12 protein-coding genes and 2 tRNA genes are annotated in these 14,434 nt (G+C 69.4%); 7 read left to right on the plus strand and 7 right to left on the minus strand.

The annotated features are described in order from the left end of the window. The first annotated feature begins 4 nt into the window (after nucleotides 1–4). Complete coding sequence (locus tag ALI44B_RS03285; RefSeq protein ID WP_077053304.1) at nucleotides 5–1,246, plus strand: beta-ketoacyl-[acyl-carrier-protein] synthase family protein; 1,242 nt, start codon at nucleotides 5–7, stop codon at nucleotides 1,244–1,246. A gap of 134 nt (nucleotides 1,247–1,380) precedes the next feature. Here the strand turns inward: ALI44B_RS03285 and ALI44B_RS03290 are convergent, their stop codons facing one another. Beyond that, entirely contained in the window at nucleotides 1,381–1,887 is a 507-nt protein-coding gene (locus tag ALI44B_RS03290; protein ID WP_077053305.1) for a DUF3145 domain-containing protein, read from the minus strand. 205 nt (nucleotides 1,888–2,092) lie between these two features. Here ALI44B_RS03290 and ALI44B_RS03295 point away from each other — a divergent pair, with 205 nt between their 5' ends. The 4 genes from ALI44B_RS03295 (at nucleotide 2,093) to ALI44B_RS03310 (ending at nucleotide 9,242) form a co-directional block, all read left to right on the plus strand. Continuing rightward, nucleotides 2,093–2,680 (plus strand): PadR family transcriptional regulator, encoded by a 588-nt coding sequence (locus tag ALI44B_RS03295; protein ID WP_077053306.1) that lies wholly within the window; start codon nucleotides 2,093–2,095, stop codon nucleotides 2,678–2,680. Beyond that, the gene (locus ALI44B_RS03300) at nucleotides 2,677–3,711 is read left to right on the plus strand and encodes an alpha/beta fold hydrolase (RefSeq protein WP_077053307.1); all 1,035 of its coding nucleotides are present in this window, start codon (nucleotides 2,677–2,679) and stop codon (nucleotides 3,709–3,711) included. The genes ALI44B_RS03295 and ALI44B_RS03300 overlap by 4 nt, the downstream gene beginning before the upstream one ends. Before the next feature lie 108 nt (nucleotides 3,712–3,819). Continuing rightward, the gene (locus ALI44B_RS03305; RefSeq protein ID WP_077053308.1) at nucleotides 3,820–7,869 is read left to right on the plus strand and encodes a Pls/PosA family non-ribosomal peptide synthetase; all 4,050 of its coding nucleotides are present in this window, start codon (nucleotides 3,820–3,822) and stop codon (nucleotides 7,867–7,869) included. Further along, the gene (locus ALI44B_RS03310; protein ID WP_077053309.1) at nucleotides 7,866–9,242 is read left to right on the plus strand and encodes a M1 family metallopeptidase; all 1,377 of its coding nucleotides are present in this window, start codon (nucleotides 7,866–7,868) and stop codon (nucleotides 9,240–9,242) included. The genes ALI44B_RS03305 and ALI44B_RS03310 overlap by 4 nt, the downstream gene beginning before the upstream one ends. 8 nt (nucleotides 9,243–9,250) lie before the next feature. Here ALI44B_RS03310 and ALI44B_RS16355 read toward each other — a convergent pair whose 3' ends face one another. Beyond that, complete coding sequence (locus ALI44B_RS16355; RefSeq protein WP_238592028.1) at nucleotides 9,251–9,712, minus strand: 4'-phosphopantetheinyl transferase family protein; 462 nt, start codon at nucleotides 9,710–9,712, stop codon at nucleotides 9,251–9,253. 171 nt (nucleotides 9,713–9,883) lie between these two features. Here ALI44B_RS16355 and ALI44B_RS03320 point away from each other — a divergent pair, with 171 nt between their 5' ends. Beyond that, nucleotides 9,884–10,198, plus strand: a complete 315-nt coding sequence (locus ALI44B_RS03320) for a hypothetical protein (protein WP_077053311.1) — start codon at nucleotides 9,884–9,886, stop codon at nucleotides 10,196–10,198. A 17-nt stretch (nucleotides 10,199–10,215) separates the two neighbouring features. Here the strand turns inward: ALI44B_RS03320 and ALI44B_RS03325 are convergent. The 3 genes from ALI44B_RS03325 to ALI44B_RS03335 all read right to left on the minus strand — a co-directional run bounded on the left by ALI44B_RS03325 (nucleotide 10,216) and on the right by ALI44B_RS03335 (nucleotide 12,644). Beyond that, nucleotides 10,216–10,290 (minus strand) — tRNA-Ile (locus tag ALI44B_RS03325). Between the two features lie 42 nt (nucleotides 10,291–10,332). Continuing rightward, a complete protein-coding gene (locus ALI44B_RS03330) occupies nucleotides 10,333–11,613 on the minus strand; it encodes a glycosyltransferase (protein ID WP_238592029.1) in 1,281 nt (426 codons plus the stop codon). 119 nt (nucleotides 11,614–11,732) lie between these two features. Next, nucleotides 11,733–12,644 carry a DMT family transporter gene (locus tag ALI44B_RS03335; RefSeq protein WP_083709654.1) on the minus strand — a complete coding sequence of 304 codons (912 nt, stop codon included), beginning with the start codon at nucleotides 12,642–12,644 and terminating at the stop codon, nucleotides 11,733–11,735. 63 nt (nucleotides 12,645–12,707) lie between these two features. Here ALI44B_RS03335 and def point away from each other — a divergent pair, with 63 nt between their 5' ends. Next, complete coding sequence (gene def, locus ALI44B_RS03340) at nucleotides 12,708–13,274, plus strand: peptide deformylase (RefSeq protein ID WP_077053313.1); 567 nt, start codon at nucleotides 12,708–12,710, stop codon at nucleotides 13,272–13,274. A gap of 148 nt (nucleotides 13,275–13,422) precedes the next feature. On the opposite strand, the gene ALI44B_RS03345 is transcribed toward def, so the two are convergent. Further along, nucleotides 13,423–13,495 (minus strand) — tRNA-Asn (locus tag ALI44B_RS03345). A gap of 84 nt (nucleotides 13,496–13,579) precedes the next feature. Continuing rightward, nucleotides 13,580–14,419: an ABC transporter ATP-binding protein gene (locus ALI44B_RS03350; RefSeq protein ID WP_077053314.1), complete on the minus strand. Its 840-nt coding sequence runs from the start codon at nucleotides 14,417–14,419 to the stop codon at nucleotides 13,580–13,582. Between the last annotated feature and the right edge of the window lie 15 nt (nucleotides 14,420–14,434).

The following is a 14,434-nucleotide window of genomic DNA, read 5'->3' on the forward strand; positions in this document are numbered from 1 at the left end:
TCGAATGACCCCCAAACGTATTGTCGTGACCGGCCTCGGAGGCACCTCGCCGCTCGGAGGCACCGCTGACGAATCGTGGCGCAACCTGCTCGCCGGCCAGTCCGGAGCGTCGACCCTCGAACAGGAATGGGCCTCGAAGTACGAGCTGCCCGTGCAGTTCGCCGCCCAGGCCCGCGTGCCCGCCTCCGAGGTGCTCGAGCGCGTCGAGACCAAGCGTCTCGACCCCTCCAGCCAGTTCGCGCTCATCGCCGGGCGTGAGGCCTGGAAGAACGCCGGCGCCCCCGAGGTCGAACCCGAACGCCTCGGCGTCGACTGGGCCACCGGCATCGGCGGCGTGTGGACGCTCCTCGACGCCTGGGATGCCCTGCGCGAGCGCGGCCCCCGCCGCGTCATGCCCATGACGGTTCCCATGCTCATGCCCAACGCCCCCGCGGCCGCCGTCGGCATGGACCTCGGCGCCCGCGCCGGAGCCCGCACCGTCGTCTCGGCCTGCGCCTCGAGCACCGAGTCCATCGCCAATGCCTACGAGCACCTGCAGCAGGGCCACGCCGACATCATCGTCGCCGGCGGTTCCGAGGCGGCCATCAACCCGCTTCCGCTCGCGGCCTTCGCATCGATGCAGGCCCTGTCGAAGCGCGGCGACGACCCCGCGACGGCGTCCCGCCCCTACGACGTCACGCGCGATGGTTTCGTGCTCGGAGAGGGCGCAGCCGCCCTCGTACTCGAGACCCTCGAACACGCCGAGGCCCGCGGCGCGACCATCTACGCCGAACTCGTCGGCGGAGCGGTCACGAGCGACGCCTATCACATCACCGCGCCTGATCCCAAGGGCTCCGCCGCCGCGCGCGCCATGCTCGAGGTCGTGCAGAACGCCGGCGCCTCGCTGACGGATGTCGTGCACGTCAACGCGCACGCCACGTCGACGCCCGTCGGCGACATCGCCGAATACAACGCCCTGCGCCGCGTGTTCGGAGACCACCTCGACAACATCGCCGTCAGCGCCACGAAGGCCTCCACCGGCCACCTGCTCGGCGGCGCCGGCGCGATCGAGGCGCTCTTCACCGTGATGGCCCTGCACGAGCGCATCATGCCGCCCACGATCAACCTCACCGAGCAAGATCCCGAGATCCACCTCGACGTCGTGACCTCGCCGCGCAAGCTGCCCGATGGCGACCTGCTCGCGATCAGCAACTCGTTCGGTTTCGGCGGTCACAACTCGGTGATCGGGTTCCGCAGCTTCAACTAGTCGACGCGTTCGACGACAGACAGGCAAATAGACAGACAGAAGGCCCCGGCGGTATTCCGCCAGGGCCTTCTGTCCATCTGTGGGGGCGTGCGCCGGGGTGTCCTCCGCGCGCCCTACCCGGGGTGGGTTCGCGCTCAACCCACGTGGTGCAGCCAGACGACGGGCGCAGCCTGATCGCCGGCGTAGCGGAACGCCTCGAGTTCGTCGTCCCACGGCTGACCGAGGGCGCCGCTCAGCTCCTGCTGCAAGAGGTGCGCGTTCGCGCCCGCGGTCGACATGGCGGCGCGGATGCGGTCTTCGGGGACGACGATGCTGCCGGCCGCATCGGTTTGGGCGAAGAAGATGCCCAGATCGGGCGTGTGCAGCCAACGACCGCCGTCGGAGCCGGGGCTCGCGTCTTCGGCGATCTCGTAGCGCAGGTGCTCCCAGCCGCGCAACGCCGAGGCGATGGCTGCCCCGGTGCCCTGCGGCCCCTCCCACACGAACTCGGCACGCTTGGCGCCCCGCAGCACGGGTTGCTCGGCCCAGTCGAAGTTGACCGCACGACCAAGAGCGCGACCTGCGGCCCATTCGACATGGGGGCAGAGCGCGCGGGGAGACGAGTGGATGAACACCACTCCTCTGGTTGACGTCGCCTGCATCTCATCCTCCGTTCACTGCGGTGCGTCTTCCCCTACGACCGCTCGGATGATTCGAGATGCTGCTTCTGAAGTTATAGTCCCGATTATCACCCAGGGTCAGGGCAAAAACAACCGACATTCCGGCACGGCGGCCAATGCCCAGGGTTCGAGCATCCCTATACTGAGCAGAGGTTTCCGATCGGAGGCCTGAGCCGAGGAGTGCAGCATGTCGGTACGCGCGGGTCTCCTGGCCATTCTGAGCCTCGGTCCGGCCTACGGGCTGCAGGTGCGCGACGAATTCCTCGACCGCGCGCCGCACCGCACGAGCGTTAACGTGGGGCAGATCTACAGCACGCTCGACCGGCTGATGACGGCGGGTCTGGTGCGCAATCGCGGCATGACCGACGACGGGCTGCCCCTGTACGGATTGACGGATGCCGGCGAGGCCGCCGTCGCCGAGTGGGTGCGCGTGGCCGAAGCGAATGCCGGCGACCGCATCGACGATCTGCTCGATCAGGTGCTGATCGTGTCGTCGCTGCCGGGGGTGGATGTGGCCCCAGTGGTGGAGGGGTATCGTGCGCAGTTGGCGGGCGGTGCGCAGCGCGAGAGCGGCGGTGCGACGCGTGACGGCGTCGAGGAGGGTGACAACCCGCAGCGTGTTGCCGCCGAGGCGGCGAGGCGCGGCATCCGGGATGCTCTCGTGGCCTGGCTGGATGAGTTCGAGCGGACGATCGGCGCGGGCCCCGATGCATCCCGGCCCCAGCGCGAGGTGAGGCCGAGTCGCGGCCGACGCCCGGGGTCGACGCTCGCGTGAACCTGTCGACGGATGGCGCAGCGCTCGTGCTCGATGCCGGCGCGCTGGGCCTGGAGCGCCGGGACGTCGAGACCACATTGGGTCGCGTCGTCGTTCATCTCCGGGCCGGTGTCGCGGGCGCGGGTTCGCCTCTGATTCTTCTGCACGGCGCCGCGGGTTCGTGGAGCACCTGGACGCCGCTCATCGCCGAGTGGGACCGTCGGGGCGATATGGCCGGCCGGGCTCTGGTGCTCGTGGATCTTCCCGGATGGGGTGATTCACCGTTCCCCGATAATGAGGACGCCTACACGATCGAGGCTCTCGGGCAGACCGTGCTCGAAGCTGCCGATGCCGCGCTCGAGAACGCCGGCGCCGTGCTCGAGACTGCCGATACCGCGGCCGCAAACTCCGCCACCGAGTCAGCCGATACCACGCCCGGCGCGCGCAGGGGTGCCACCCGCTACAGGTTGGTCGGGCATTCGCTGGGCGGATTCGTCGCGCTGCACCTTGCCGCCGCGGCGCCCGAACGCGTGAGCCGAGTCGACCTGGTCTCTGCCGTGAGTTTTGCGGTCATCGACAGCGGCGCCCATCCGGTGCGCGCTTTTCGGCGGTTGCCGGGGTTCACGGGCCTCTTGCAGGGCATGCGCTTTCTCGACATCCTGCCCGGGCGAGGTGCGCCCCTCGTGCGCTTCTTGACGCGGCTCCGGTTGTTGCCGCTTCTCGTGTCGCCCCTGTTCGATCGGCGGCGGCCGGTCCATCCGAGTGTTGTGGCGGCGCTCGGCGAGGAGCTTCGGCCGCACGCGTTCGTGGCGGGCACGCGGCGCGCCGCCCGGTATCCGGCACACGCGCGGTGGCGGCACATCACGTGCCCCGTGCACCTGGTTTCGGGCGATCGCGACGTTTTCGTGGCGCGCGACGACCCGGCGGCGCTGGCCCGCACGGTGCCCACTCTGCGGCGCACGCGGCTAGCCGGCACCGGCCACTTCGCGCACATCGAGAACCTCGCCGGCACGCTCGACGCGTGGGGCTCCGACACCCGATCGGCCGGCTGAACGGATGCTGCGCTCCCCCGCACGTTGCCATCCGTTCAACGCCCGTCTACCTGTGCTCCGTAGCCTGGCGGTACCCGAACCAGCCTCACAACACCATCGGAGCCCGGCGTGACCGAAACGCTCGATACCCCCGCCGATAGCGACCCCGCACGTTTGCTCGAACGAGGCGCCCACGCATCCGCCCCCCGCACGCTGATCGACATCCTGCGCGAGACGACGGCACGGCATCCCGACGCCTCGGCTCTCGAAGACGCCCGAGGCGCCCTCAGCTATCGCGAGCTCATGGCCAACGTCGTGCGCGTGGCCGCGCGCCTCGTCGAGGACGGCGTGGGCCGCGGCGACCGCGTGGGTGTGCGACTCGCTTCGGGCTCGCGTGAGCTCTACATCGCCATCCTCGCGGTCATGGCCGCCGGCGCCGCCTATGTGCCCGTGGATGTCGACGACCCCGACGAACGAGCCGACCTCGTGTTCCGCGAGGCCCGGGTGCGGGGCACGCTCTCGGGCGATGGCTGGCTCGAGGGCCCGGACGGCACCCCGCGCACGCGGATCTTCGACGGCTCGGCGCCCCATGCCAGCACGCATTCCCAACCCATGCTCACGCCACCGACACCCGACGACGATGCCTGGATCATCTTCACCTCCGGGTCGACGGGCACGCCGAAGGGTGTCGCCGTGACGCATCGCTCGGCCGCGGCCTTCGTCGACGCCGAGGCGCGCCTGTTCCTCGCCGACGAACCCATCGGGCCCGACGACCGGGTGCTCGCGGCGCTCTCGGTCGCCTTCGACGCGTCGTGCGAGGAGATGTGGCTGGCCTGGCGCAACGGCGCGTGTCTCGTGCCCGCGCCCCGCTCGCTCGTGCGCACGGGTTCCGACCTCGGCCCCTGGCTCACGACGCACGGCATCTCGATCGTGTCGACCGTGCCGACGCTCGCGAGCCTGTGGCCGGACGATTCGCTCGAGAACATCCGCCTGCTCATCTTCGGCGGGGAGGTATGCCCGCCCGAACTCGTCACGCGCGTCGCTGTGCCCGGACGTGAGGTCTGGAACACCTACGGTCCGACCGAGGCGACCGTCGTGGCGTGCGCGGCCCTGCTGCACGCGGGAGAACCCGTGCGCATCGGCCTTCCGCTGGACGGCTGGGACCTCGCGGTCATCGGCGACGACGGGATGCCCGTGCGCGGCGACGAGGTGGGCGAACTGGTCATCGGCGGCGTCGGGCTGGCGCGCTACCTCGACCCGCAGAAGGATACGGAGAAGTATGCCGCCTTGCCGTCGCTCGGCTGGGAGCGAGCCTATCGATCGGGCGACCGCGTGCGATTCGACGGCGAGGGCCTGGTTTTCGCCGGGCGCGTCGACGATCAGGTGAAGATCGGCGGCCGCCGCATCGAACTCGGCGAGATCGAGGCTGCCCTGCAGAAGCTGCCGGGGGTATCGGCCGCCGCCGTCGCGGTGCAGAAGACCGAGGCTGGGAACACCGTGCTGGTCGGTTATCTGGCCGTGGCCGACCCGCAGACGTTCGACCATGCGGGTGCCACGCGGGCGCTACGCGATGAGTTGCCGGCCGCACTGGTGCCCGCGCTCGCGGCGCTCGACACTCTGCCGACGCGCACCTCGGGCAAGGTCGATCGGGGCGCGCTGCCCTGGCCGCTGCCTGCTGCTGACTCCGTGTCCGGCGCCGGGCGGGGCGACGTCGATGCAGGCGACCTCACGCCCGCGGAGGTCCTCTTCCGCAGCGTGGCGGCCGACTGGCAGGCCGTGCTCGGCATCCCGGTCTCGGATGCCGACGCGAACTTCTTCGATCTCGGCGGCGGGTCGCTGTCGGCCGCCCAATTGGTGGGCCGCCTGCGCAACCACGTGCCCGAGTACACGGTGGCCGATCTCTATGACCACCCGCGGCTCGGAGCCCTGTGCGACGACCTGCTCGAGCGCTCGGCGGATGCCGCGGCCGAGGAGGAGGCGGCGGCCCGCGCCGGCGGACGCGCGCGCCCGTCCGACCATGTCGTCCCACCCGTGCCGCGCTCGATGCAGGTCTTTCAGACTCTCGCGGGCCTCCTTCTGCATCTCGTGGGCGGCATCCGCTGGACCGCCATCGCCCTCGGCATCGCGACCGTGCTGCACGCCCTCGACGACCTGACCAACGACACCAACTTCGACGCTCTGCCCGCGGCCCCGCTGTGGTTCGTCGTGCCGGCCCTGCTGCTCTTCGCGACCCCGATCGGCCGCATGGTGTTGTCCGTCGTCGTGGCGCGCGTGTTGTTGGCTGGGGTGCGGCCGGGCGACCACCCGCGCGGCGGCTCGGTGCACCGACGGCTCTGGTTCGCCGAGCAGATGCAGACGTCGATCGGCGCGGTCTCGCTCGCGGGCGCGCCGTGGATCGTCTACTACGCCCGCGCACTCGGCGCCAAGATCGCCCCCGACGTCGACCTGCACACCGTGCCACCCGTCACGGGCATGCTGACGATCGGCCGCGGTGCCTCCATCGAACCCGAGGTCGACCTCTCGGGCTACTGGATCGACGGGGATGTCGTCCGCCTCGGCTCCATCCGCATCGGCGCCGAGTCGTCGGTGGGCGCGCGCAGCACCCTCGCACCCGGCACGCGGCTCGGTCGGGGCGCCGAGGTCATCGCGGGCTCGGCGGTCTTCGGGCGCGTTCCCGCCGGCCAGCAGTGGGCGGGTTCGCCGGCCGTGCGCATCGGCCGCTCGCGCGCCTGGTGGCCGGGTGCGCGTCCACCCAAACGCACGCGCTGGGTGGCGGCATTCGGCGCGTCGTCGGTGGCTCTCGCCGGCATCCCCGTGCTCTCGTTCGCGCTCGGCGTGGCGCTGCTGGCGTGGTCCATCACCGACGCTCCCGATCTCGCCGCCGTGCTGGTGCGCGCGCTGGCGGGTATCGTTCCCGCAACCCTCGCCGCGGGTCTGCTCCTCGCGGGCCTCGTGGTCGTGTGCGTGCGCCTCCTCAGCATCGGCGTGACCGCGGGTGTCCACCCCGTGCGCAGCCGCGTGGGCTGGCAGGTCTGGTCGATCGAGCGGCTGCTCGACCTCGCGCGGTCGTTCCTCTTCCCGCTCTACTCCAGCCTGTTCACACCCTTGTGGCTGCGACTGCTGGGGGCGAATGTCGGGCGCAACGTCGAGGCATCCACCGTGTTGCTCGTGCCCTCGATGACCACGGTGCGCGACGGCGCGTTCCTGGCCGACGATACGCTCATCGCCTCCTACGAGCTGGGCGGCGGATGGTTGCGCATCTCCCCCGTCGTCATCGGCAAACGAGCCTTCCTCGGCAACTCGGGGATGGCCGGATCGGGCCGCAACGTTCCGAAGGGCGCGCTCGTGGCCGTGTTGTCGGCCGCGCCCCGCAAGTCGAAGCCCGGCACCTCGTGGCTCGGCTCCCCGCCCGTGCAATTGCGCCGCTCGGCCGAGACGGGCGACCAGAGCCGCACCTACGAGCCGCCCGCGCGACTGCGTGTGGCGCGCGCCGTGTGGGAGCTGCTGCGCGTCGTGCCCGTGATCGTGAGCGCTCTGCTCGGCCTGCTCGTGGTCGTCGCACTGCTCGCGGCCGCCGATGCCGGTGGCGTGGGGCTTGCGATCGTGGCGTCCCCGTTCGTTATGACGGCTGCCGCGGCTCTCGCTGCCGTCGTCACCTCTGCGGCCAAATGGGTGCTCGTCGGCCGGATCCGCGAGTCCGAGCATCCGCTCTGGTCGTCGTTCGTGTGGCGCACCGAGGTGGCCGACACGTTCGTCGAGATGACGGCGGCGCCCTGGTTCGCGCGCCTGGCGTCGGGAACGCCCGCACTCGTGTGGTGGCTGCGCAGCCTGGGCTCGCACATCGGCCGCGGCGTGTGGTGCGAGAGCTACTGGTTGCCCGAGGCCGACCTGGTGACGCTCGGCGACGGCAGCACCGTCAACCGCGGCTGCGTTGTGCAAACACACCTCTTTCATGATCGAATCATGTCTATGGATTCGGTCACCCTCGCGGCCGGCTCGACACTCGGGCCGCACAGCGTCATTCTTCCCGCCGCCACGATCGGTTCCCACGCCACGGTCGGGCCCGCGTCGCTCGTCATGCGCGGCGAAACCGTGCCCGCCTCGAGCCGCTGGTCGGGCAACCCGATCGGCCCCTGGCGCGACGTGACGACCGCCGACTATCGCGTCGTCTCCAAATGACCGGTGCTCCGGCCGCTCGCAATGCCGACCCCTACATTCCTGCGCTCGGCAACGACGGGTATCGCAGTGTGCACTATGGCCTCGAGCTCGACTATCGGGTCGCGACGAACCGGCTCGCGGCGACGGCGACCATCACGGCGATCGCGGATGGCGGCGATGGCGGTGGCTGGGATGCCGGCTCCGCCCCTCAGCCTCTCGACCGCATCGTCTTCGACCTCGCCGGCCTGACCGTCTCATCCGTCTCGGTCGACGGCGTGCGCACACCGAAGGTGCGACAGGTCCGCAACAAGGTGGTCATCCACCCGCGCGAGCCCATCGCGCCCGGCGCCACGTTCGAGGTGCGCATCGCCTACGCGGGCGCCCCGAAGCCCCGCCGCAGCCGCTGGGGTCTCGTCGGCTGGGAGGAGTTGCAGGACGGCGTAATCGTCGCGTCGCAGCCATCCGGGGCGTCGTCGTGGTACCCGTGCAACGATCTACCCAGTGACAAGGCGAGCTACCGCATCCAGGTCACGTGCGATCGGGACTATGCGGTCGTGTGCAACGGCGTACTCGAAGAAAGCTCGACGACGGGCGGGCGCACGCGCTGGGTGTACCGCCAACCCGAGCCCACCTCGTCTTATTTGACGGCCGTGCACATCGGGCGCTACCGCCGCGAACGCATGACGGTCAGCCCGACGTCATCACCCGTGACCATTCACGCGGCTTTCCCACCGGCACTGCGCGCGCGCGTGGAACACGATTTCCGCGACCTTCCCGCGATGATGGATGTCTTCAGCCAGCGTTTCGGCCCCTACCCGTTCCCCGAGTACACGGTCGTGGTGACCGAGGACGAGCTCGAGATCCCGCTCGAAGCCCAGGGGCTCGCGTCGTTCGGGTCGAATCACGCCGACGGCAACGGCGGCTCCGAGCGGCTCATCGCACACGAACTCGCGCACCAGTGGTTCGGCAACTCGGTGGGGCTGCGATCGTGGCGGCACATCTGGCTGAACGAGGGCTTCGCCTGCTATGCCGAATGGATCTGGGCCGAGGCATCGGGTGGGCCGACCGCGGATGCTTCGGCACGCTCGCACCACGGGAGGCTGTCGGCGTCCCCCCAGGACCTCGTCCTCGGCGACCCGGGCGCGGACGACCTCTTCGACGACCGCGTGTACAAGCGAGGTGCGCTCACCTTGCACGCGCTGCGCCTGATGCTCGGCGACGAGCGCTTCTTCGCGCTGGTCACAGCCTGGACGACGCGTTACTGGCACTCGACGGCCGAGACCTCCGACTTCACACGACTGGCGACAGAAGCCGCCGGGCGCCCGCTGGATGACTTCTTCCACGAGTGGCTCGAACGGCCCGAGTTGCCGCGGCTTCCGGCGCTGCGCGGCTGAACCCGCCTCTAGCCGAGGTCAGCGGCGTGCGCCACGGCACCGACGACGCCCGAGGCCAAGGCTAGGTCCATGCCGCGATAGACAACGTCGGCATCGTCCCGCACGGCCGCGCGCCATCGCGGCGCGCCGGTCGTCAGGCCAGCACTGTCGTCATTGTGATTGTGATTTTCGTCGCGATCGTTATCGTGATCGTCGGCGTCCTCCTCGACGAAGCGCACGTCGCGCGGGTCGACACGCAGGCCGCGCCCATCCGCCTTGAGGACGGCTTCGACTCTCACCCACCGCTGCAGCACATCGCGCTCGTCGCCGGCGTCCACCCCGAGCACGTCCGCCACATCGCGCACGCGCTGAGCCACATCGCCCGACCCCGATAAACGGCGCGCAGAGAACAGCACCTCGACGTCGACCCCCAGTCGCGCGTCATCGGACACGGCGACCACGATGATGTCCTCCGACGTCGACAGCGACACAGATGCCACGGAAGGCGCGGAGTAAGGCGACCCGAACTTGAGCCTCCGTCGCCTAGGCGGCGGCGACAGCGACGGTGACGACGACGACGACGGCGACGGCGACGGCGCTACGACCTTCTCGCGTTCTGCGCCCGTCTCGCCCCCTTCGCGCACAGCAAGCGTGAGCGGTCCGTGCGGTCCGTCACACGAGGGGCAGCGCGCATCCAGCACGAGGTCGGGGCCGCTCTCCCCGATGAACTCCGCGACGGCACTCTGTATGAGGGCCCGCGAACGCGCAAAGCGCAACAGCTCGCGATCGCCGGGCTGACCGTCACCGCGCGGTTCGTGCCCACGCAAACCGTCCCCCGGCAGGGCGTCCCCGCCCAGACTGCCCTCCCCCAGACTGCGCTCACCCAGACTGCGCTCACCCAGACTGAGCCCAAGCAGCGCATCCCAGCGCTCCCGCTGCGTCTCGCCGAGGACGACGCGACGCGCGAGACGGTGTGAGAACACATCGTCCGAAGTAGGGCGGGCGGGACTCGAACCCGCGCATAGTCGTGTTATGAGCACGATGCCTTAACCAGCTTGGCTACCGCCCCAGGCTTGCAGCGCCGCCTTCATCCTAGCGACAAGCGTCGCCGCTAGCGCTCGGACGGTGCCGACGTGGCAACCTCGGGCTCGTCGGTGTCGTCGGCGGCGTAGGCGGTCGTGACGGCCTCGCCGCGGTACAGGCTCTCGAAGGTCGAGAGGGTGCGCTGGATGTCGTGCGCCTCGATCAGGCGCAGCGATTCGCGTTTCATGGCCACGAGCTTCTCCTCCGGCATCGTGAAGATGTCGGTGAGGCGCGCCGCCAGCTCGTCGGAGTCACCGGGCTCGAACAGGTAGCCGTTCTCGCCGTCGTGCACGAGGTGAGGCAGGGCCATGGCGTTGGCGGCGACCACGGGCAGGCCGGATGCCATCGCCTCCATGGTGACGATCGACTGCAGTTCGGCGATCGACGGCATAGCGAGCACCGTGGAACGCGTGTAGGCGGCCCGCAGCTCATCGTCGTCGACGTAGCCCGTGAAGGTGACGCGATCGCCGAGGCCGAGCTGCTGCACGAGGTTCTCGAGGTTCTTGCGCTGGTCGCCGCCGCCGACGATCTCGAGCGTGGCGTCGAGAGCGGGGTCGAGCTTCGCGACGGCCTTGATCAGCACGTCGATTTGCTTCTCACCCGTCACGCGGCCGACGAAGACGATGCGGTTCGCGGTGCGGGGCGTGAAGTCCGGCGTGTACATGTGCGCGTCGATGCCGCACGAGATAGCGCGCACGCCTGTGAGGCCCGTGTACTTCTCGAGGAAGTCGGCGGCCTTCTGCGTGGGCGTCGTGACGGCCTCGGCGCGGCTGAGCGTCTTCTTGGCCGTCTTCCACGCCCACGTGATGAGCCGGTTCTGCAGGCGCTTCGGGATGAGCGTGAACTCGAGCATGTTCTCGGGCATGAGGTGGTTGGTGGCGACGATGCGGATGCCGCGCTTCTCAGCCTCGTAGGACAGGCCGAAACCGGTCACGAGGTGCGACTGCGAGTGCACGACATCCGGTTTCACCTCGTCGAGGATGCGGGCGCTGTGACGCTTGATGTCCCAGGGCAGCGCGAAGCGCAACCAGTCGTGGGGGTACCAACGCCAGCTGCGCAGGCGGTGGGCCGTCATGAGCTCGCCCTCGTGACGCTCGGTCCACGTGCCGTGACGGCGCGACGCGGCGGGGGCCACGATGTGCACCTCATGGCCGCGGGCGACCATTCCGGCGGCCAGACGCTCCGCGAAGCGGGCGGCACCATTGACATCGGGGGCGAAGGTGTCGGCACCGATCAGAATGCGCAGCGGGCGCTTCTGTTCGGGGCTTTCGGCCGGGGCGGACGCGCTCGGATCGACGGGATCAGACAAGGCGGGTGTTTCCTTCGCTCGTGGTCGGCAGGGCTTCGGCCGGGGCCGGAGTGGTGCTTCTCGCGGATGTGCACCGTCAGTCTAACCAATGGCTCTGCGCGCACCCGGGAGCGCCGCGCTTACTTCGTGATGCCCGGATGGTGCCGCGCCAGCTGGAAGACGCCCCACACGGCTATGGCGCCCGCGATGACGAATCCAATGGCCGCCCAGAGTGGAGCCTGCGAGGCCTCGCCCAGCACGATGATGCCGATTCCGACAGCCACCATGGGGTCGATGACCGTGAGGCCAGCGACCACCAGGTCGGGCGGGCCCGACGAGTAGGCGTTCTGCACGAAGTAGGCGCCGAGGGCCGTGGCGACGAGCAGGCCGATCACGCACAGCACCGTGAGCCACTCGAAGTTGCCGTTCTGGATGCGGTTGATGATGACCTTGGCGAGCGTGGCCACGAAACCGTAGATGATGCCCGCGCACAGGATGTAGTAGATGGCCTTGAAGCGTTTGCGCAGCGTTCCGAAGGACACGCCGGCCGCGATGAGCACGACGAGCAGGATCCACAGGATGGTGATGAGCTCGCTGTCGGTGATCGGCTTCTCGACGGCAAAGCTGGCGGCCAGGGCGACGAAGAGGCCGACACCGGCAACGCATGCGATGACGGCTTGCACCGATTTGCGGTTGAGCCGCACCTTGGAGATGCGGGCGTTGAGGATGGTGGTGATGACGAGCGCCACGGCGCCGAGCGGCTGCACGACGATGAGCGGGGCGAAGTTCAGCGCCGTTAGCTGCAGCACGATGGCGAGGCCCAGCATGACCGTGCCGAGCACCCACGAGGGGCGCTTGATGAGCGCGCCGAGCTGCGCGCCCGAGAGACCCGAGTTGGCGTCGTTCGAACTCGCCTCGACCTTGGCGACACCGCGGTGCTGGTATTGCGCACCGAACGACAGAAACACGGCACCGATGAGGGCGAGCGGGATGCCGATGAGGGCCCGCGGGTCTGGCACCAACGAGGCGGTGAGGTCGGCGATGTCAGCCATGTCGTCGATCAGTGGAATCACGTAATGACTGTACCCGTAGGTCGGCCCGGATAGGCTCAACGAATGACCATCCTCCCCATTCGAATCACCGGAGATCCGGTGTTGCACTCCCCCGCCAGCCCCGTGACCGTGTTCGACGACACGCTGCGCACGCTGGTCTCCGACATGTTCGAGACGATGGATGCGGCGCCCGGCGTGGGTCTCGCCGCGCCGCAGGTGGGCGTCGGCCTGCGCCTCTTCGTCTACACCTACGACACCGACGAGGGCGAGCCGTGGCGCGGCGTGGCCATCAATCCCGAGTTGTGGATCACGCCCCTTCCGGCCGGCGCTCCGGAAGACGAACTCGACTCCGAGGGGTGCTTGTCGGTGCCGGGCGAGCGTTTTCCGCTCGTGCGTTCGGAACGCGCCATCCTGCGTGCCGTCGATCTCGACCAGAAGCCCTTCGAGCTCGAGGTAGACGGCTGGAGGGCCCGGATTTTGCAGCACGAATTCGACCACCTCAACGGCGTGTTGTATGCCGACCGCCTCGTGGCGCCCTATTACAAGACCGTGCAGAAGGCCATCAAGAAGGCCGGCTGGGGTGTCGACGGCATCAGCTGGATGCCCGGGGTCGACGACCTCGACGCGTAAGGGATGTCGGTGCGCAGGTTCTGCGCGCCGCTCCCTGCGCTTCAGGCGCTCAGGCGCTCAGGCGCTCAGACGCTCGGGCGCTCAGGCGCCGGGGCCTCGGTTTCGGGCACAAAAAAGGCCGCGGGGGTGGAGCCCACGCGGCCTTTCGCTCCCCGAGTTGGACTCGAACCAACAACCTATCGGTTAACAGCCGATTGCTCTGCCAATTGAGCTATCGAGGAATACGATCTGGTGCATTTCTGCATCAGCGCGTAGCAACTCTACCAAAGGATTTCGTTCCGCAAAATCGAGGGCCGGAGTGGCGGCTATTCGGGCGTGTCGGCGGCCGCGACATCCGCCTGCTCGATGCTGTTCAGGCGGGCCAAGAACGGGTGTCGTCCTTCGGCGAGCAGGTCGTCGACGTCGCCGACGCCCACGATGCGCCCGCGGTCGAGGGCAAGCACGCGCGTGGAGACTTTTCGGTGCAGGGTCAGGTCATTCGAGATGACGACGGCCGCGAAGTCGCGCCCGGTGCGCAGCGTATCGAGCAGGCTGACGATGGCGGGGCGCACGGTGACGTCGATGCCGGCCGTCGGTTCGTCGGCGATCAGGAGCTTCGGCCCGAGGATCAGCGAACGCGCGATCGCCACGCGCTGCCGCTGACCACCCGACAGCTCGAAGGGAAACTTCTCGAGCACCGCGAGCGGGAGTTGGACGGCTTCGAGCATGGCGGCCACGCGAGTGCCGAGCGCTTTTCGGTTGTAGCGACGGTCGCGCGACAGCACGGGTTCGGCGATGATCTCCGCGGCCGTGTAGTCGGGCGTGAGCGTGGCGCTGGCGTCTTGCGCAAGGTAAGCGACCGAGAACTGCACCTGGTTGCGGGCGCGTCGCCGGATGCCGCGCAGCTGTTCGCCGAGAACAGTCACCCCGCCGCCCGTGATGTCGGGCATGCCGGGGCCGGCCTGGGCCGAGAGCACGCGAGCGAGCGTCGACTTGCCCGAACCGGACTCGCCCACGATGCCCACGATCTCGCCCCTGCCCACGCGAAAGCTCACGCCGTTGACCGCGCTGTAGGGAAGGGAACCGTGGTGGCCCGGGTACTCGGCGGTCAGATCGTCGACGACAATGGCGGACGAAGGCGGGGCGGACCGGTCGGTGCTCGTCATGCGTCCATCCTGCCC

Origin of the sequence: Leifsonia sp. ALI-44-B (assembly GCF_001984125.1) — a bacterium.
Taxonomy (GTDB): Bacteria; Actinomycetota; Actinomycetes; order Actinomycetales; family Microbacteriaceae; genus Okibacterium.